The sequence below is a fragment of the Collinsella aerofaciens genome (genome assembly GCF_964243765.1).
GTDB classification, from domain to species: domain Bacteria; phylum Actinomycetota; class Coriobacteriia; order Coriobacteriales; family Coriobacteriaceae; genus Collinsella; species Collinsella aerofaciens_BU.
The window spans coordinates 1-18,162 of sequence record NZ_CAXTGI010000006.1; the positions used below are offsets into that span (position 1 = coordinate 1).

General features: G+C 59.1%; 15 protein-coding genes and 2 rRNA genes. 12 read left to right on the plus strand and 5 right to left on the minus strand.

Features of this window, described 5'->3' with window-relative positions; translation table 11 throughout:
* Window positions 1–128 (plus strand): 23S ribosomal RNA (locus ACESSC_RS05455); the annotation flags it as partial.
* A gap of 141 nt (window positions 129–269) precedes the next feature.
* A 5S ribosomal RNA gene (rrf, locus tag ACESSC_RS05460) occupies window positions 270–385 on the plus strand.
* A 114-nt stretch (window positions 386–499) separates the two neighbouring features.
* On the opposite strand, the gene ACESSC_RS05465 is transcribed toward rrf, so the two are convergent.
* On the minus strand, window positions 500–970 hold the full coding sequence (locus ACESSC_RS05465) for a hypothetical protein (protein ID WP_373161715.1): 471 nt from the start codon (window positions 968–970) through the stop codon (window positions 500–502).
* Between the two features lie 277 nt (window positions 971–1,247).
* Here ACESSC_RS05465 and ACESSC_RS05470 point away from each other — a divergent pair, with 277 nt between their 5' ends.
* Window positions 1,248–1,679 carry an Hsp20/alpha crystallin family protein gene (locus ACESSC_RS05470; RefSeq protein ID WP_035138719.1) on the plus strand — a complete coding sequence of 144 codons (432 nt, stop codon included), beginning with the start codon at window positions 1,248–1,250 and terminating at the stop codon, window positions 1,677–1,679.
* 80 nt (window positions 1,680–1,759) lie between these two features.
* Here the strand turns inward: ACESSC_RS05470 and ACESSC_RS05475 are convergent, their stop codons facing one another.
* Window positions 1,760–2,569 (minus strand): MBL fold metallo-hydrolase, encoded by an 810-nt coding sequence (locus tag ACESSC_RS05475; RefSeq protein WP_118081752.1) that lies wholly within the window; start codon window positions 2,567–2,569, stop codon window positions 1,760–1,762.
* Window positions 2,570–2,617: 48 nt separating this feature from the next.
* On the opposite strand from ACESSC_RS05475, the gene tilS reads away from it, so the two are divergent.
* From tilS to ACESSC_RS05500, 5 genes are all read left to right on the plus strand, one after another.
* The gene (gene tilS, locus ACESSC_RS05480; RefSeq protein WP_250787217.1) at window positions 2,618–4,156 is read left to right on the plus strand and encodes a tRNA lysidine(34) synthetase TilS; all 1,539 of its coding nucleotides are present in this window, start codon (window positions 2,618–2,620) and stop codon (window positions 4,154–4,156) included.
* Window positions 4,157–4,304: 148 nt separating this feature from the next.
* A complete protein-coding gene (gene hpt / locus ACESSC_RS05485) occupies window positions 4,305–4,853 on the plus strand; it encodes a hypoxanthine phosphoribosyltransferase (protein WP_118081750.1) in 549 nt (182 codons plus the stop codon).
* A gap of 1 nt (window position 4,854) precedes the next feature.
* Window positions 4,855–6,996, plus strand: a complete 2,142-nt coding sequence (gene ftsH, locus ACESSC_RS05490) for an ATP-dependent zinc metalloprotease FtsH (protein ID WP_373161717.1) — start codon at window positions 4,855–4,857, stop codon at window positions 6,994–6,996.
* Between the two features lie 241 nt (window positions 6,997–7,237).
* Window positions 7,238–8,428 (plus strand): pyridoxal phosphate-dependent aminotransferase, encoded by a 1,191-nt coding sequence (locus ACESSC_RS05495; protein ID WP_373161719.1) that lies wholly within the window; start codon window positions 7,238–7,240, stop codon window positions 8,426–8,428.
* A 159-nt stretch (window positions 8,429–8,587) separates the two neighbouring features.
* Window positions 8,588–9,409: a phosphatase gene (locus ACESSC_RS05500; protein WP_117629855.1), complete on the plus strand. Its 822-nt coding sequence runs from the start codon at window positions 8,588–8,590 to the stop codon at window positions 9,407–9,409.
* Window positions 9,410–9,487: 78 nt separating this feature from the next.
* Here the strand turns inward: ACESSC_RS05500 and rlmD are convergent, their stop codons facing one another.
* The gene (gene rlmD, locus ACESSC_RS05505; RefSeq protein WP_373161723.1) at window positions 9,488–10,936 is read right to left on the minus strand and encodes a 23S rRNA (uracil(1939)-C(5))-methyltransferase RlmD; all 1,449 of its coding nucleotides are present in this window, start codon (window positions 10,934–10,936) and stop codon (window positions 9,488–9,490) included.
* A gap of 204 nt (window positions 10,937–11,140) precedes the next feature.
* On the opposite strand from rlmD, the gene ACESSC_RS05510 reads away from it, so the two are divergent.
* The 4 genes from ACESSC_RS05510 to ACESSC_RS05525 all read left to right on the plus strand — a co-directional run bounded on the left by ACESSC_RS05510 (window position 11,141) and on the right by ACESSC_RS05525 (window position 15,797).
* On the plus strand, window positions 11,141–12,001 hold the full coding sequence (locus ACESSC_RS05510; RefSeq protein WP_373161725.1) for a transporter substrate-binding domain-containing protein: 861 nt from the start codon (window positions 11,141–11,143) through the stop codon (window positions 11,999–12,001).
* Window positions 12,001–12,654 (plus strand): amino acid ABC transporter permease, encoded by a 654-nt coding sequence (locus ACESSC_RS05515; RefSeq protein WP_006235606.1) that lies wholly within the window; start codon window positions 12,001–12,003, stop codon window positions 12,652–12,654. Before ACESSC_RS05510 ends, ACESSC_RS05515 begins: the two co-directional genes overlap by 1 nt.
* Window positions 12,647–13,411, plus strand: a complete 765-nt coding sequence (locus ACESSC_RS05520; RefSeq protein WP_373161727.1) for an amino acid ABC transporter ATP-binding protein — start codon at window positions 12,647–12,649, stop codon at window positions 13,409–13,411. Before ACESSC_RS05515 ends, ACESSC_RS05520 begins: the two co-directional genes overlap by 8 nt.
* Before the next feature lie 310 nt (window positions 13,412–13,721).
* Window positions 13,722–15,797 (plus strand): elongation factor G, encoded by a 2,076-nt coding sequence (locus ACESSC_RS05525; protein WP_118081728.1) that lies wholly within the window; start codon window positions 13,722–13,724, stop codon window positions 15,795–15,797.
* A gap of 109 nt (window positions 15,798–15,906) precedes the next feature.
* On the opposite strand, the gene ACESSC_RS05530 is transcribed toward ACESSC_RS05525, so the two are convergent.
* Both ACESSC_RS05530 and ACESSC_RS05535 read right to left on the minus strand, forming a co-directional pair.
* Window positions 15,907–16,872, minus strand: coding sequence for a DNA/RNA non-specific endonuclease (locus ACESSC_RS05530; protein WP_373161730.1), 966 nt, complete (start codon window positions 16,870–16,872; stop codon window positions 15,907–15,909).
* Between the two features lie 119 nt (window positions 16,873–16,991).
* Entirely contained in the window at window positions 16,992–18,002 is a 1,011-nt protein-coding gene (locus tag ACESSC_RS05535; RefSeq protein WP_346972564.1) for a LacI family DNA-binding transcriptional regulator, read from the minus strand.
* Window positions 18,003–18,162: the final 160 nt, after the last annotated feature.

An 18,162-nucleotide genomic window follows, 5' to 3' on the forward strand; every position in this document is an offset into this window, starting at 1 on the left:
AAGCCGTTCCAGGGATTAGTTCTCCTTCCGGTAAGGGCCCAGGTAGACTACCTGGTCGATAGACGGCAGGTGCAAGGGCGGCGACGTCCTCAGCCGAGCCGCACTAATCGCCCGAGCTCTTCCGGAACCGCACCTCGCGGCCCGCGGGACAAGCGCTCATGCGCGGTCCGGGCACGAGGATGCCCCCGAGTCACCTTTCCTATGCGCCATGCGGCCCCCAGGGCACGTGAAGAGACACCGGACACCGTAACGGTGGGCGCCGCCCACCGGTCAGCGGCCAGAGCATGGGGGGCACGCCCGGTCCCGTTCCGAACCCGGAAGCTAAGCCCCATCGCGCCGAGAGTACTGCGGGGTCAGCCCGTGGGAGGCCAGGGCGCCGCTGACCGGTGGACGGCACCGAGCCGCCATTGGGAATGTAGAAGGGGGAGGCCTCGCGGCCTCCCCCTTTTTTGCGTTTGGTCGATATGAGCTAAACGCCTCTATGGCCTAATAGCCTTTTCTATTTGAAGAAAACAAAATAAATGACCAGCGCGATTGCCACGATGGCAATGATCAAGAGCGCAATTTGGAGACGGTGCTGTCTGCGCCGTCTGTTTGACGATGTAAATATCGATTTCCCCTGCTTAGGCGTCTCGAGATAGCGGGCGGAATGCGTTAGAGTTTGCTTGGGACGGGGCCCTCTACGATGTTGCTTTGTGGGTGTTTGTGTCTGCTCCTGGCTGCATGCGCTGTTTTTGGATAAGGGGGCATCTTTTAGATACACCGGATCGCTCGAGGCGACACCCATGTGTCTACGCGCTGAATGAGATTCTTCTAGGGTTTGATATCGATTGCGAGTTACATACTCAGGCTCTGCATCGCTAATGGGCTCTTGGGAAATATGGGGACGATGGTAGCGTATGGGCTGTGAGTAGGCAGAACTATCGTTCTGCAGCGGCTCAAACGAATTGTCGGAGGTCTGATCGTCCATGATGCCCTTAGGTTGTCATTAACAACGAGTATGCGCTCATTGTAAGCCCCCTGCTTCGTTTTGACAGGCGCGTATTTGGTATTCAGGGCTCTGTTCAAATAACCTTAACCTCGTTAAAACCTTAGTCAACCAGACTTAGATATGCTTATAGAAAGAGACTTAAAAAACTTTATAGCAAAATGTATATATACGTAATCGTTGGGCATATATTAGAGCGTCAAACGAAGTCCCTGCCACCTGGAAGATGGCTCGGCAGTCCCTTAAAGGAGTGGTAGTCATGGCAAGCATGGTTCCTTATCGTTCGGTCTTTGGTGTTCGTCCCTCTGCTAGCTCGTTGTTTGATCTCTTTGATGATATGAGCGACCTAGCGAACAGCTCGATTGCCTCTAAGGCGTTCCCCGTTGACGTTGAGGATAAGGGCGATGGCTATGAGGTCAAGGCTTATCTGACCGGCGTCGCCAAGGACGATATCGATGTCGAGCTTAACGAGGGCCGTCTGTCCATTAGCGTGAATGTCGAGGAAGACGAGGAGAACGAGGGTAAGAACTTCCTGCAGAAGGAGTTCAGCTCGTACAGCGCGACGCGCGGTGTGTACCTGAAGGATGCTTCGAGCGAGGGCCTTTCTGCAAAGTACGCTGACGGCATCCTTACCGTTACGGTTCCTAAGATTGTCGAGAAGAAGAACGTTACGAAGATTTCCATCGACTAACGCTATCGGCTATTAGCATCGGTGCCTGCGTTAAGGGGGCTGGGAAGTGATTCCCGGCCCCCTTTTCTATTTGGGCTGGCCTATTGAATGGTCATGGGCCGATATTGCCCGGCGGGACGTATTGTGAGTTTATGCAGCCCCTCAACGCGGGTGGCGGCGCTGCCAAGTTCGTTGTCGAGTGTTGCGCCGAGGGAGCTTGCGTAGCTTTTGACGGTCAGACTTGGGCGATTGTTGTCTTGGCTAATGTGCATCGCGATAAGTTGCTCGGTGCGATCGGTTACCAACGCGCGTGCGGCATCGGCGGCCTGATCGTTGGAGAGATGTCCTTTTACAGACAGGATACGTTCCTGAAGAAAGCGAGGATAGTCGCCTTGACGCAGCATGGTTACATCGTGGTTGCTTTCGAGTGCGAGAATGCGACAGTCCTTGAGCGTATCGATGGCATGCTTCGACAACTCGCCGGTGTCGGTGGCAAAGCCAATTGAATCACCCTGAGCGTCAAACCGGTAGCCGACGGGATTAACGACGTCGTGGGATGTCGAATATGTTTGAATGTGGACTCCGGCAATAGAGAGGGCGTCACCTGGGTCGAATTCCTCGACAGGTAGATGTGCGAGGCTTTCTTTGGACGTGAGCGTTCCTCTGCTGGAAAAGACTGGGCCATTCCAATGCTTGCACCATACCTCAAGCCCCTTGATGTGGTCGCTGTGTTCATGGGTGACAACAAGGGCGTACACGTCGTCTACCGACAGTCCGAGTTCCGCCATGCGTTTGAGCGTTTCGCGGCGAGACAGTCCGTCATCGACCATAATGAGCCCCTGCGGGCCCTCGATGAGTGCGCAGTTGCCTTTAGAGCCACTGCCGAGGATATGAAGGTGCAGACGAGACATAAGATTCCAAAGGATACAATGGGTGCGGACGAATAGAGGAGGAAGCAAATGCCTACGGTATCTCAGCATTATGGACACCATGCCGTGCCTGGGGCAGTCGATGAGACCCGGACGAGGCAGCAGGCTGCTCCTGTCGTGCTCATGGTATCAGGCGGCGCGGACTCGACGGCACTGCTTCTTATGGCGTGCACATCAAAGCTGGATATCCAAGACGGACGCGGTGTTGCCCCCATTGCTCGCGAGCGCCTGCATGTGCTGCATGTAAACCATCATCTGCGCGGCAAGGCGTCCGATGGCGACGAGGCCTTTGTGCGTGAGCTCTGCGCGAAATATGGTTTACCGCTGTGCGTGGAGCACGCTTATTTTGATGGGGAGTCGGGCAATATTGAGGCCGCGGCCCGCGAGGTGCGCTATGCCGCGGCGCGGAGGTATGTTCGCGAGCTCTGCGCCCAGACGGGGGCACCGCGAACGGCGGCTCGTATCTGCACCGCGCACACGTCTTCGGATCGCGCGGAAACGTTTTTGATGAACGCGATTAAGGGTTCAGGGCCCGCTGGCCTATCGAGCATTCCTCACCGGAGGAATATCGTGGTGCGCCCCTTGCTCGACCTAACTCATGGCGAGCTCGTGGGCTATCTACAGGTACATGGTCAGCCGTGGCGTGAGGACGAGAGCAATGAGGATATCTCGTATCTGCGAAACTACGTGCGCCATCGGGTAATGCCAGTGGTGGCACAGCGTAATGCGAGCGTGTGCAAGACGATTGGCGCCGCCTGCGAGATCCTTGGTGACGAAGATGCGTTTCTATCCCAGCTGTCGGCACAGGCGTTTCGAAGCTGCCTGCGCAAGGAGGCGGCGGGTGCGCTAGTGCTCGATGCCAGACGCCTTGCTGCGGCCGAGGTGGTAATCGCGCGGCGCATCGTGCGACTGGCGATCAAACGCATCGATCCGGACGCTCGTCCAGAGATGCGACATGTGGAGCGAGTCCTTTCCTGCGTTGCCGAGGGCGCAGGCTCGGTCACGCTTCCGGCGGGGATTGACGCACGCGTCGAATTTGGCATGCTGGCGTTTAAGGCTCCGGTGGCTCGCGAGGGCCTGGTCGCGGACTGGGTTACCGTACCCGGTCGTTTGCCGTTGGGCGGGGGACGTATGCTGGTCGCAGAGCCGATGGCCGTTGAACCGGGATGCGATATCGTGCGCCGCGCCCGTGAGCTTGCGGCTGCCGGGGAAGTGGCAGCTTTGGTAGACGCGGCTGCCCTGGGTTTTGCCGACAGCGATAGCGAGCGGATCCTGGCGGGCTCGCGTGGCGAGATCCCTGCCGAGGCGCGATTGGCGCGCCTATGGGTGGACGGTCCCGCACCGGGAGACGTGATGTGCCCGTTAGGAATGAGTGGCCGAAGCAAGAAGGTATCCGACTTGCTAGGAGAGGCTCGCATTCCCGTTTCCGAGCGCGCCGGCGTGCCCATGGTGAGGACGGCGCCGGGAGGTGCCGTGGTGTGGGTCGCCGGAGTTCGCGCGGACGAACGCTTTAAGTGCACGGCGGCGACGCGTGTGGCCTATCTGCTTCGCGTGGTTGACGCGGATTAGCCCCTCGTACCAGCTTTTCTGTGCGGCGTTGACGGTATTCCAGCGCTGATGATGCGCGGGCTGGAAAATATACCCCGTGCGCTGCTAGAATGTGTAGTTCGCGTCCATACGGCGGTGTGTGGGCGATTAAGCACAAGAAAGGGTTGTCATGGCTTCTCAACATCCGGATATCGAGAAGGTTCTGTTTACGCAGGAGGATATCGAAGGTATCGTTTCTCGCCTGGGCGAGGAGATTACGCGCGACTACGCTGGTAAGGATCTGGTGTTGATCGCGGTCCTGCGCGGCGCCGTTGTCTTTATGGGCGACCTGATGCGCAAGATCGAGCTGCCGACCAACATCGATTTCATGGCTGTTTCGAGCTATGGCGACGGTGTGAAGTCTTCGGGCATCGTGCGTATCATTAAGGACCTGGATATCGACATCCGTGGTCGCGACGTGCTGATCGTCGAGGACATTCTGGACTCGGGCCTGACCCTCAAGTACCTGATGAAGAACCTTGAGAGCCGCAAGCCCGCCTCGCTGGAGGTCGCTGCCTTCCTGTGGAAGGACGTTGAGGACCGCACCTCGGCCATCACGCCCAAGTATGTTGGAACCCATTGCCCCGATGCCTTTGTGGTGGGCTACGGCCTCGACTATGCCGAGCGCTATCGCAACCTTCCGTATCTGGGCATTTTGAAACCGGAGGTTTATTCGTAAGATGCCCGACGACCGTAACGACAACAATTCCCAGACTCCCCGGGAGCCTAAGATCCCGGGGATGCCCGGAGGCAAGAAGCCCACGCGTACGGGCTGGCTGTATTTTCTTTTGGCTTGCGCGCTTCTGGGCTATGCCTTCTTTAATATGGGCTCCGGTTTTGCCAGCTCCAGCAATACCGTTAAGCTCGCGACGAGCGAGATGGTCAGCGCCATTAAGCAGGATCGCGTCGAAGATTTGACCTATACGGTTCAAGACGGAAGCGTGGCGGGTCATTACTGGAAGACGAAAAAGGACAAGGGCGACACGAGCGAGCTCAGGAGCTTTTCCTCGACCTATGTCGGCTCCGATTCGCTTGCCGAGCTCATGGCGGAGCACCCCGACACCAAGTATATCGTCAACACCAATGACCCCGATTTTTGGGGCGACTTGGCGATGAGCGTGCTGCCGACGATCGCCCTGATCGCCATCATGTTCTACTTTATGCGCCAGATGATGGGCGCCAATAATAGGAACATGCAGTTTGGCAAGACCAACGCCAAGACTAACGAGGCTACGCGTCCCAAGGTCAAGTTCGAGGACGTGGCCGGCGTGGACGAGGCCGTCGAGGAACTCGAGGAGATCCGCGACTTCCTGAGCGATCCGGACCGCTATCGCAAACTGGGTGCCAAGATTCCGCGCGGCGTTTTGCTGGTGGGCCCTCCGGGTACTGGTAAGACGCTGCTGGCCAAGGCCGTTGCCGGCGAGGCGGGTGTGCCGTTCTTTAGCATCTCTGGCTCTGACTTTGTCGAGATGTTCGTGGGCGTCGGCGCCAGCCGCGTGCGCGACCTTTTTAAGGAGGCTAAGTCTCAGGCTCCGTCGATTATCTTTATTGACGAGATCGATGCCGTGGGACGTCAGCGCGGAGCCGGCTTGGGCGGCGGTCACGACGAGCGCGAGCAGACGCTCAACCAGCTGCTAGTCGAGATGGACGGTTTTGAGGAAAGCGAGTCGGTCATCCTGATCGCCGCAACCAACCGTCCCGATATTCTGGACCCGGCATTGCTGCGCCCCGGTCGTTTTGACCGCCAGGTCACGGTCGACCGCCCGGACGTAAAGGGCCGCGAGCAGATCTTGCGCGTGCATGCTGAGAACAAGCCGATGGACGAGGACGTTAAGTTTGAGAAGCTCGCCCAGATGACCGTTGGCTTTACCGGTGCCGATTTGGCGAACCTGCTCAACGAGTCTGCGCTGCTGGCCGCTCGCCGTCATCGTTCCGTGATCTCGATGGACGAGGTCGAGGAGTCGATGGAACGCGTGATTGCCGGACCGCAACGCAAGGGTCGCGTGATGACCGAAGCCGAGCGCACCACGATTGCCTACCATGAGAGCGGCCATGCCCTGGTGGGTCACATCCTGGAGCACTCTGATCCGGTTCATAAGATTTCGATTGTCAGCCGCGGCCAGGCTCTGGGCTACACGCTGCAGCTTCCGCAGGAGGACCACTTCCTCAAGACCAAGAACGAGATGCTCGACGAGCTCGCCGTGTTCTTGGGCGGCCGCGTTGCCGAGGAGCTCATGTGCGATGACATCACGTCGGGCGCGAGCAACGACCTGGAGCGCGCGACCAAGATGGCGCGCGAGATGGTTACGCGTCTGGGCATGAGCGAGGAGCTGGGCACGCAAGTGTTTGGCGAGGCGCAGCATCAGGTGTTCCTTGGTCGCGATTACGCCGATCACCAGGATTACTCCGAGGAGACGGCGCGCCGCATCGATATTGAGGTTCAGCGCATCATGCGCGAAGCCCATCGCCGAGCGGTCGAGATTTTGGATGTCCGTCGCGATCAGCTCGATCTGATGGCGAAGGTGCTGCTTGAGCGCGAGACCGTCGAGGGTGATGCCGTGAACGCCCTGCTCGACAACGAGTGGGATGCCTACCTTGAGCGCGAGGGCGATATCCTGGCGGCCAAGGAGGAGCGCAATGCCAAGGCGGCCGGCATGCCGACCAAGAAGCGCGCGCCTCGCATGAGCGAGGAGGAGCTGGCGGCTGATGCCGCGGCCTTTGCGCAGGCGGCCATGCAGGAGGATGCCGAAGCCGCATCCGATGATGCTGACGATGACCATGCCGTCGTCGATGCTGATGCCGACACCGACGCCGACAAATAGTCCTTCTAACGAGAGCCTCCGCGGGGAAACCTGCGGAGGCTTTTTCTTTTGAGCGATATGGGGCCGTCTGTTGATTGGGGACAGACTTAAATGAGCGTTTTCACGCATTTAAGTCTGTCCCCAATCAACACCCTGGAGGCTGCCCGGCGCTTACTGGTGAAGCCGATAAATTTTGGGCCACATTGCTGCGGCACTTTGCTCGGCTAAAGCGTACAATAGCGCCTATGCGAAAGGGGAACAGATGATCAACGAAACTATGTATGCTCGTGGTGCGGAAAGCTCCATCATCCGCGAGATCTTTAGCTATGGTCTAGAGCGCAAGGCGCAGATCGGTGCGGAGAACGTATTCGATTTTTCGTTGGGCAACCCGAGTGTTCCGGCGCCCGCTGCCGTGGCGGAGTCCATTAAGAAGGCCTTAGAGCTGCCGAGTGACCAGCTGCACGGCTACACTCCCGCGCCGGGCCTGCCGCAATGTCGAGCAGCCGTCGCCGAATCGCTCAACCGCCGCTTTGGCACGAGCTATGAGGGCAAGGACGTCTTTATGACGGTGGGCGCCGCAGCTTCGCTCACCTGTACTCTCAGCGCCGTTACGAACCCGGGCGACGAGGTTATTGTTATCGCCCCGTACTTTCCGGAGTATCGCGTGTGGATTGAGAAGGCCGGCTGCACGTGTGTCGAGGCGCTCGCCGATGAAGACATGTTCCAGCTGAGCGTGGACAACGTGCTCAAGGCGATCAGCGAAAAGACGGCGGCTGTCATTATCGACTCACCCAACAACCCGACCGGTGCAGTGTATACGCGCGATACACTGACGCGACTGGCCAATGTTTTACGCGAGGTCAACGCCAAGCGCGATCCCGAGAATCCGATTATGCTCATCTCTGATGAGCCGTACCGCGAGATCGTGTACGGTGCCGGGGTGCCTTGGGTGCCCTCGATCTACGAGCACACCATCGTGTGCTACTCGTATTCCAAGTCGCTTTCGCTACCGGGCGAGCGCGTGGGCTGGATTTTGGTTCCCAATACCAATCCGCAGGCTGCTCGCCTGATGCCGGCCGTTGCCGGTGCCGCCCGCACGCTGGGCTTCGTGTGCGCACCGGCCCTCTTCCAGCGCGTGATTATTGATTGCATCGATGAGCCGAGTGACGTTGAGGCCTATGCGCGCAACCGCACCGCGCTTACCGACGCACTAGCGGAGTACGGCTACACCTATGTTGAGCCGGATGGTGCGTTCTACCTGTGGGTGAAAGCGCTGGAGCCCGATGCAAACGCCTTCTGCGAGCGCGCGAAGAAGTATGAGCTGCTCGCGGTGCCTTCGGATAGCTTTGGCATGCCGGGCTGGTTCCGCCTGGGCTACTGCGTGAGCTATGAGACAATCGTCAACTCGCTGCCTGCCTGGAAGCAGCTGGCCGACGAATATCGTCGAAAGTAAAGCGCTCTGCTTACAATGTTTTACGTGAAACGGGGTTTGGTTTTAAGCCAGACCCCGTTGTCTATGCCGTTGTGTGATTGGGATGAAGCAGTTTTACGACTGCCGAAAGCTATGCGTACAATGAATATACGCGACGGCCATACTGGACAAGGAGACCCGATGCCCTACCTTCTTTCTTGTGATATTCATACTCATACGATGTTCTCTGCGCATGCGTACTCAACCATTGAGGAGAACATCTATTGGGCGGCAGAGCGCGGCCTTCAGGTGCTCGGTTCCGCCGATCATTTAAGCTCGATGGTTACGCCTTGTCCCAATGACCTGCGCAGTTTCCAATTCTTTATTAACCAGGATATCTGGCCGCGCATTTGGAGCGGCGTGCTGGTGCTGCGTGGTGCCGAGGCTGATATCGTTTCGCTGGACGGCAGCTTGTTTGGCGAAGACATTCCCGTTTCGCTCGATATCGCCGGCGATTCGTATAGTCGTGAGCATTCGCTGTTCGATTTGGTGACGCGTAATTTGGATTATTTGGTGGCAAGCGTGCATAACCCGCAGTTTGCCGAAGGCGCGACGCTCGCCCAAACGACCCAGATGTACATCAATGCCCTGGAGCACCCCAAGGTGTTCATGCTTGGGCATGCGGGTCGTTCGGGCGTGCCGTTCGATATCGATGAGGTGCTGTTGGCGGCCAAGGCCAAGCACAAGATCATCGAGATCAACAACCATAGTCTTGAACACGGTGTCGACACTGAGCATTGGGCCGTATGCCGCAAGATCGCCGAGCGCTGCGCCGAGCTGGGCGTGGGTATTGGCGTGTCGACCGATGCCCACATTGGCATGGCCATTGGCAAGCTCGATCACGCGCGCAAGATGCTCGACGAGATTCACTTCCCGCTGGATTTGATCGTGACGCGCGACCGCGAGACGCTGCTGCGCGAGATGGCGGCAGCCGGCGTGTGTGACCTGCGCAAGGGGATGTAGCGGAGTTCATAAACCAAGCGAAGGGGGCGGTCCAGACGGGCCGCCCCCTTTCTTGTCTCGAAAATCTACCGGGGTGGATTAGCGGCGCTCGAGGACCGCTACGGTTTCGGTGTGGTCGGTATGGGGGAACATGTCGACGGGCGTGATCTTGAGCAGGCGATAGCCTCCGTCGAGGAGCTGGTGCAGGTCGCGCTCTTGGGTCACAGGGTTGCAGCTGATATAGGTGATGCGGCGCGGCTTGAGTGCGCAGGCGGCTTCGAGGAACTCGGGGGTGGAGCCGGCGCGCGGCGGGTCGATGGAGAGAACGTCAACACGCTCGTTGTTATCGGCGGCATCGAGGATATAGTCAGTGGCATCGTCAGCCATAAACCATGCGTTACGGGTAAGGCCGTTGAGCTCGGCGTTGCGACGTGCGTCGGCAATGCCGGCGGGGTTGCGCTCTACACCGAGCAGCATAATGCCGGCACCTTTGTCCTGGGCATCTTTAGCTGCGCACAGGCCGATAGTTCCGCTACCGCAATAGGCGTCCATGAGTACGTCACCCTGCTGCAGATCCATACCGTCAATGGCGAGTTGATAGAGCAGTTCGGTCTGCTGCGGGTTGGTCTGATAAAACGCGGTGGGGGAGATGTCGAAGTCGCAGCCGAGCAGCTGATCGCGCATGCATTCGGCGCCATAGACGATACGGGTCTCCTCGCCCAAGATGGCATTGCCGGGGCGTCCGTTGACGTTTTGGGCGACGGTGACGATATGCGGATCGAGCGCCGCGACGGCCTCAAAGAACTCCCGCGCATGCGGCAAGTCGCGCTGAGCGGTCACGAGCGTGACCATGATCTGGTCGGTGCGCCAGCCGCAACGAACGACGGCATAGCGAAGCAAGCCAAGATGCTTGTCTTCGTTAAAGGCGGGAATATGCAGACGTTCGGCCTCGCGAGCGATGCCGTTGAGAATCTGACGAGCGCCCGGCGCCTCGACAGGGCATTCAGGAACAGCAACGATTCTGTGTGTCCCACGTTCAAAAAAGCCGCAGCGGACAGCGCCCTCTTTGCCGGGAGCAAACGGAGTGGCAGCCTTATGACGAAAACCACGCGGCGCAGGATACTTGCCCGGGTCGCCCAGGGTAACACCCATACCGCGAATGGGATCAACGGCAACACCCTCGCGCTCACAGAGCTCAGCAAACAGCTCCTCCATAGCAGCCTGCTTGGCCGCCAACTGCTTCTTATAAGGACGATTGAGCGCCGTGCACCCACCGCAAGCTTTCATGATCGAACAGGGAGACTTGGGGTCCACAACCTTACGCGCAGACGAAACCGGATCTTTATGCGAGCGCTTGGAGCGAGTCTGAGATGCCTTATCCTCGCTCCGACGAGAACTGGGGCGCTTGGCCTTAGCCTTGCCCTTGGCCGACTTACCCTTCGCATCCTGAGACGACTTGGATTTCGTAGAAGATTTTTTCTCCTCCGACCCCTCAGCCGCCTCGATCAAAGCACGACGAGCCTTACGCTCCGCACGAGATTCTGCCATCAATAACTCCACTAATTCATGAATTAAAAGCTGCAAGCATTGTACCGTGCCAAGCCAGCGGGCGATATGCAAGCGCCCATTTCCTGTCAGTGATAAGCCCGCGCCGGGCAACCCCAACCTTGTGCTCCATCAAGGTAAAGTGTATGATTCTGGACGTTACATGACTCACTTTACCTAACTAAAGTGCTATCGAGGGGGAATACCATGAATAGCGATATGTCTCGTCGTCAGTTTGTTGGTCTAGCCGGTTCGCTTGCCACGGTGCTCGGCCTTGGTCTTGTCGGCTGCGGCGGTGGTGCCGGCAAGGGCTCCGCTGCTGGTTCTGCCGCGGCCAAGGATGTGAAGGGCGCTGCGGAGTCCAAGAAGCTCGTGGTGGGCTTTGATAAGTCCTATCCTCCGTACGGCTTTGTGGGCGACGATGGCGAGTACACCGGCTTTGATCTCGATCTGGCCAAGGCTGTTGCCGATAAGCAGGGCTGGGAGGTCAAATACGAGGCCATCGACTGGGACGCCAAGGATACGCTGCTTAACTCAGGCGCCATCAACTGCATCTGGAACGGCTTTACCATGGAGGGTCGCGAGGACGACTACACGTTCTCCGAGCCGTACATGCTCAATGAGCAGGTGCTCGTGGTCAAGAAGGACGCGGGTATCAAGAGCTGGGACGATCTTGCCGGCAAGACCGTGATTACCCAGACTGATTCCGCTACGCAGGATGTGCTCGAGGGCGACCAGAAGGATCTGGCCGCGACGTTTGCCACGCTCGATACCATCGGTGAGTACAACACGGCGTTTATGCAGCTCGAGAGTGGTGCGGTCGATGCCGTTGCCTGTGACCTCTCGATCGCTCAGTATCAGCTGGCCGCCAAGCCCGATGCCTATACGCAGCTCGACAAGCCGCTGTCCAGCGAGCACTACGCCGTCGGCTTTAAGAAGGGCGACACCAAGTCGGCCGATGCTGTAACCGAGTCACTCAAGGCGCTCTACGAGGGCGGCACGGTCAAGGACCTGTGCGATAAGTATTCAAGCTATGGTCTATCTTTCGATAATTGGGTGCTCAAGTAATGTCTATTCAGGTCATGATGCAGATGCTTGGCCAGGGATTCTTGGTCAGCTTGCAGTTGTTTGTGCTGACGCTACTCGGGTCGATTCCGCTGGGAATCCCCGTGGCGTTTATGCGCATGAGCAAAATTGCGCCGCTTCGCTGGATCGCGCGCATCTATATTTCGGTCATGCGCGGTACGCCGCTCATGCTACAGATGTTTGCCATCTACTTTGCCCCGTACTACGTGTTCGGCATCTCGCTCACGCCCGATTCCAAATGGACGGCATGCGTCGTGGCGTTCATCATCAACTACGCCGGTTACTTTGCCGAGATCTATCGCTCGGGCTTGCAGTCCATTCCGCGCGGTCAATACGAGGCTGCCGAGGTGCTGGGCTATTCGCGCGTGCAGACGTTTCTGTATATCGTGATGCCTCAGGTCGCCAAGCGTATTCTGCCGGCGATGGGCAACGAGATCATCACGCTGGTCAAGGACACGTCGCTGGCGTTTGCCATTGGCGTGGGCGAGATGTTCTCGACCGCCAAGGCGCTGGTTGCCTCGCAGGTGAGCATGGTGCCGTTTGCGATTGCGGCGCTGATTTACTGGGTCTTTAACTTTGTGGTCGAGATGCTGTTGGGCGCCGCCGAAAAGAAGCTGGACTATTATCATGACTAACTCGGTGATGAAAATCGAAAGCGCTCGCAAGGCGTTTGGCGGCAATGAGGTGCTCAAGGACATCTCGCTCGAGGTAAAGCGTGGCGAGGTCGTGGCGATTATCGGACCTTCGGGCGGCGGTAAGTCCACGCTGCTGCGCTGTGCCACGCTGCTCGAGACGCTCGATGGTGGCTCGCTCTCGTTTGGCGACCTTGCCGTCGCGACGGATGCGGGTTCGGGCGCGGTGTACGCAAAGGGCGATGTGCCTAAACAGGCGCGCTCGCGGTTTGGTCTGGTGTTTCAGAACTACAATCTGTTCCCGCACTATACCGTGATGAAAAACATCACCGATGCTCCGATCCGCGTGCTTAAGCGCCCACGCGAGCAGGCGGAAGCCCGCGCACACGAGCTTATTGCACAGATGGGACTTACGGGTAACGAGAACAAGGTACCCTGCGAGCTTTCGGGCGGTCAGCAGCAGCGCGTGAGTATTGCCCGCGCCCTGGCGCTCGATCCGGAAATCTTGTTCTTTGATGAGCCGACCTCGGCGCTCGATCCAGAGCTGACGGCTGAGGTGCTGCGCGTCATCAAGGATTTGGCCGCGCAGAATATGACGATGGTAATCGTGACCCACGCAATGCAGTTTGCGCGCGATGTTGCCGACCGCGTGGTCTTTATGGATGGCGGTCGTATTGTCGAGGAGGGTCCTGCCGAGCAGGTCATCGATCATCCGCGCGAGCGGCGCACGCGTGAGTTCTTGAGCCGTTTCGAGGGATAGGCTCGGGTATTTACTCAACTATTAATTGAGGCGAAGCCGCCACAGGTCTTACGGTCTGTGGCGGCTTTTTGTTTACATCGACGGGGTTCAATAATTGCCTCACAAGCTTGTCTCTTCCTCTCGCCGCCTGTATCCATACGCGTGCCGAAAGGTCTGCATGGACAGGCGACTGCAAGGGTAGGGTGGTGGCATAGGACATTTGGAGGGTGAGTCGGCTCGGCTGCCGACCATGCTGCTCCCGGGACGGCACCGACCGCGAACTCTCCCCGTTGGCGTCGCGCATCGCGCGCGACCCTGCAAGGAGGTCATCATGGGTGCTCCCAAGACCGGCAATGTAAGGAACGTGGTGCTCGTAGGCCAAGGCGGGGTGGGCAAGACTTCACTCGCCGAGGCCATGCTCCACCTTTCCGGTAAGACCGCCCGCCTGGGCGGCCACGACGGCACCAAGCCCACGCTCGACTATGACCCCGAAGAGGTCAAGCGTGCGTTTTCCATCTCGACGACCATCGCGCCGATTGACTGGAAGGGCGCCCGCATCAACGTGCTCGATGCCCCGTGCTACCCCGATTTTATCGGCGACGCCTTTGCCGCGATGAGCGTCTGCGAGACGGCGCTGTTTGTGGTCGACGCCGAGGCCGGCCCGCAGCCTACGACGGTTAAGCTCTGGTATGCCGCCGAGGACCTGCGTCTGGCGCGCGCGGTGTTCGTAAACCGCCTGTCGCGCTCCGAGGCCAGCTTTGCGACCACCATGGAACTGCTGCAGGAGCGCTTTGGTACGCGACTGGGCGCCGTGACTCTTCCCTGGGGCGAGGGCGAAGACTTTGACGGCATCATCGACCTGGTGCGCATGAAGGCGCGCCACTGCAACGGCACCGAAGCCGTTGAGTCGGAGATTCCCGAGGAGTATCGTGCCCAGGCCGAGGAGGCCCACGACCATCTGTGCGAGTTGGTGGCCGAGGCCGACGATGAGCTGATGATGAAGTACCTGGAAGGCGAGGAGACGCTGACGCAGGAGGAGCTTGAGGGTTTGTTGTCCAAGGCGATCGCCGAGCGCATCTTTGTGCCGGTCTTTGCGGGCGATTGCATTAAGGAGCAGGGCGTCAACTCGCTGATGGACGACATCGCCACGTACTTCCCGGCGCCGACTGACTACGGCGAGATGCCGCTCATCGACGGCGACTCGCTTAAGATCTCGAGCGACGATGACCGCCCGGTGGCGTTTGTGTTTAAGACCCTGGCCGATCCGCAGCAGGGCCGCATCAGCTTTATCAAGGTACTGACGGGTACGCTTGAGCCGGGCCTCGAGCTGGTCAACGCGCGTACCCGCAAGAGCGATCGTCTGGCTCACCTGTATGTGATGTGCGGCCGCGACATGACCGAGGTCGGTCACGCCTATGCCGGCGACATTATCGTGGCGCCCAAGTTGGCGGCAGAGACGGGTGACACGCTCTCCATTACCGGTAAGGTCGAGGCAGCGGCGTTTAAGTTCCCCAACTCGCAGTACCGCATTGCCATCGAGGCCGAGAATCGCGGCGACGAAGAGAAGCTCTACACGTTTATCGAGAAGGCTTGCAAGGCCGATCCGACCATGAGCATCGACCGTGACGAGGAGACGGGCCAGACTATCATCTCCGCCGTGGGCGAGGCACAGGTTTCGGTGCTGCTCAACCGTTTGGAGGACCGCACCAAGGTCGTGGCCAAAAGCGTGCCGATCCGCATTCCGTATCGCGAGACCATCCGCCGCACGGCAAGCGCCCAGGGTCGCCACAAGAAGCAGACCGGCGGCGCCGGTCAGTACGGCGACTGCTGGCTGCGCGTGGAGCCGCTCATTGGGCCCGACGGCACGAGCGACGGCTATGAGTTTGTTGACGAGGTCGTGGGCGGCCGCATCCCGCGCTCGCTCATCCCCGCCGTGGACAAGGGCGTCCAGGAGACCATGAAGGACGGTATCATTGCCGGCTATCCGCTCACGGGCATTCGCGTCGCGGTGTACGACGGCTCGTATCACAGCGTCGACTCCAACGAGATGGCGTTCCGCGCGGCGGCTCGTATCGGCCTGCGCAAGGCATGCGCCGATGCCGATCCGGTGGTACTGGAGCCCATCGAGGAAATCACGGTGACTATCCCCGAGAGCTACGCCGGCGCCGTGATGGGCGACATCTCGGCCTCGCGCGGTCGCGTGACGGGCATGGAGACCGATGAGCGCGGCGATACCGTGGTCATTGCCCAGGCGCCGCTGGCCGAGCTGACGGATTATTCGACGCGCCTGCGCTCTATCACGCGCGGCACGGGCGACTTTACTATGAAGCCCGCAGGCTATGAGCAGGTGCCCTATGACGTTCAGGCCAAGCTGGTCGAGCGCTATGAGGAGGGCCGCGCCAAGTAACGTGTGGTTTTGCCTGCAATGTAGGTGCTGACGAAAAGGCCGCCCTGGGTAACCGGGCGGCCTTATTTGATTCCTGGGGCTGCAAATCGATTCATGTCGCGGTTGGGGGCTAGTCCCCCGAGGCCTGGTTGCGGCCGGTGGCGTAGTCAATCTGCACATGCGGCTGCAGGTTGTAGCAGTACACGTGGAAGCACAGGGTCTTGCCGTGATCCTCGACCGATTGCGCCTCAAGGCGCACGCCGCGGCAGACAAGTTCCTCCTCGTTGTACATGGGTGTGACGCGATAGAGCACATGGTTGCCTGTGTCGTGGATGTAGTCGATGATCTGCTCCTCAAACGGCAGCATGCCCGTTTCGTTGAGATAGCGCGTGCCGGTGAGGAGATTCTTGCGATTGGCGTTTTCGCCGCAGAGCGACCAGGCGATGAGGTGGCAACGGTTGTAGAGGCTTTGACCCGGAATAAAGTCGTAGCGCTGCTGGTGCCACCCGGCGGGATGGATACGCGAGATATCGCCGCGCTCGCCTTGGCCAAGCGATTCGGGACCCACGCAGGCGAGTGCCTTGCGGGTGCGGCCAAGGCTATCGAGCTTGGAGAACTTCTTAAAGCAGCCCTCTTCGGTAGCGCGCTCGTATTCATCGAGCGTGAATGACGGCGTGCCGAGCGGGTGTGTGCTGTCGGCGCGCAGGGCGACGTAGGGGTTGCCGGCGTAGTCGGGAATGCTGCTGAGATAAACACCGCGGGCGCGGTCGAGGTCGGGGTTTTCCACCTCGTCGATGGGGGTGGCGGAGCTGTCCTCGGCAACGTTGCCGTTAGTGTTGGTCGTGGCGGATTCGGAGCCATCGCCGGAGTCCGTGGAGCTCGCTGTTCCCGATTCGAGCCGGGCAACCAGGTCTGCTTCGTCATCGGTGCGGCTGGGGCTCTCGTTTTGCTTCTCGGCAAGAGTTGCCGCCTGCTCATCGCTTTGCGGCGAGAGCAGCTTGGGCGCCCTGTCGAGCGATCCCGTAAACAGCGCAAACCCCAGCACCACGGCGGTGCCGATGGAAAGTACTTGCTTGTAGGCGGACTTGCGCGACATTGAGGCTCCTGGATGGATGGTTGGGAACCTACCAGTCTAGCAGGAGCCGCCGAGGGTCGTTCTATCGAACAAATACTTAAGATTTGGGACAAACACTACTGATTAATTTGTCCCGCGGTCTAGATCGAGGTGGAGTCGAGCCAGTTGAGCTTGCACTCGAGAATGCGCTGCTCGCCGGGTTCGCTGCTGCCGTCAAGTAGGGCGAGCAGCATCTCGGCTGCTTCGCGACCTTCCTGGTCGACGGGCTCGATGATGGTGGAGACGGTCGGCGTGGTGAGATTAGTCCAGTCTTCGCAGTTGAGTCCCAAAAGGCCGATTTGCTGTGGGAGCAGATGGACCATGGGCTGAAGCGCCTTATAGACGCGCGGAAGTGCCCATTGGTTTTGCACGAAGATGAGCGTGCGCTTGGCGGGGTTGAACTTGTATTTAAAGTATTCGGTGAGCTCGGTGATTGACGGCTTGTTGTGGTCGATGGGGATGGCTTTGTAGAGCTGCCCATTCGCGGCCAGCGCCTCGGCATATCCCTGGAAACGCTCCATGCGGGTGCGCATTTCGGTCATGTTGGCGGCGATGGAAAAGAAGTCTTCGTAGCCGGCGTCGAGAAGCGCCTGCGTGGCATTGTACACGCCGTCGTAGAGGTTGGTCTTGATCCAGCTCGTGCCCGGGCTGTAGATGGCCGCGTCAAAAAAGACGACGGGCTTGCCGGCGCGCCTGATGCGGTCGTGGACGGCTTTGAAATTTGCCGTGGGTTGGATGATAAAGCCATCGACGCCCAGCGAGAGCATCTTGTCGACGTACATGAGCTCGGTGTCGGGGTCGAAGTTGCTCGTGCAAACGACCGTCTGATAACCCGCGGGGAGCATGACCTGTTCCATGCCGTTGAGGACGAGGCCCGCCCACTTGTTGGTGTTATCCAAAATGATAATGGCAATGACGTGGGTTTGCTTGCCGGTGAGCGTTTGCGCCTGCGCGTTGGGGACGTATCCCAGCTCTTTTATAACACGCGCGATCTTTGCCTGTGTTTTGTCGCTGAGCTTGTCTCGTTTGTCGTTGAGGTAATACGAGACGCTTGCCGTCGAGGTTCCCGCCTCTCGAGCGACGTCTGCGATCGTAACGCGCTGTTTTGCCACAGCGACTCCTTCCGACAGATGAGCATTTTCCAACATGATGACTTTGAGTCTTGGTGAGGGATGCGCTTCGGTGAGCGGCTTTTTCCTTTCATATGAGTATGCAACAAATGCGGCATACGGGTGGGGTCGAAATTTGTGACCGGCATGCGCATCTGCCGTC

Coding starts and splice junctions, on each gene's coding strand:
- hpt (WP_118081750.1), top strand. CDS start 4,305: ATGGCTTCTCAACATCCGGATATCGAGAAGGTTCTGTTTACGCAGGAG.
- ACESSC_RS05520 (WP_373161727.1), top strand. CDS start 12,647: ATGACTAACTCGGTGATGAAAATCGAAAGCGCTCGCAAGGCGTTTGGC.
- ACESSC_RS05500 (WP_117629855.1), top strand. CDS start 8,588: ATGCCCTACCTTCTTTCTTGTGATATTCATACTCATACGATGTTCTCT.
- ACESSC_RS05530 (WP_373161730.1), bottom strand. CDS start 16,872: ATGTCGCGCAAGTCCGCCTACAAGCAAGTACTTTCCATCGGCACCGCC.
- ACESSC_RS05465 (WP_373161715.1), bottom strand. CDS start 970: ATGGACGATCAGACCTCCGACAATTCGTTTGAGCCGCTGCAGAACGAT.
- ACESSC_RS05525 (WP_118081728.1), top strand. CDS start 13,722: ATGGGTGCTCCCAAGACCGGCAATGTAAGGAACGTGGTGCTCGTAGGC.
- ACESSC_RS05470 (WP_035138719.1), top strand. CDS start 1,248: ATGGCAAGCATGGTTCCTTATCGTTCGGTCTTTGGTGTTCGTCCCTCT.
- ACESSC_RS05510 (WP_373161725.1), top strand. CDS start 11,141: ATGAATAGCGATATGTCTCGTCGTCAGTTTGTTGGTCTAGCCGGTTCG.
- rlmD (WP_373161723.1), bottom strand. CDS start 10,936: ATGGCAGAATCTCGTGCGGAGCGTAAGGCTCGTCGTGCTTTGATCGAG.
- ftsH (WP_373161717.1), top strand. CDS start 4,855: ATGCCCGACGACCGTAACGACAACAATTCCCAGACTCCCCGGGAGCCT.
- tilS (WP_250787217.1), top strand. CDS start 2,618: ATGCCTACGGTATCTCAGCATTATGGACACCATGCCGTGCCTGGGGCA.
- ACESSC_RS05515 (WP_006235606.1), top strand. CDS start 12,001: ATGTCTATTCAGGTCATGATGCAGATGCTTGGCCAGGGATTCTTGGTC.
- ACESSC_RS05475 (WP_118081752.1), bottom strand. CDS start 2,569: ATGTCTCGTCTGCACCTTCATATCCTCGGCAGTGGCTCTAAAGGCAAC.
- ACESSC_RS05495 (WP_373161719.1), top strand. CDS start 7,238: ATGATCAACGAAACTATGTATGCTCGTGGTGCGGAAAGCTCCATCATC.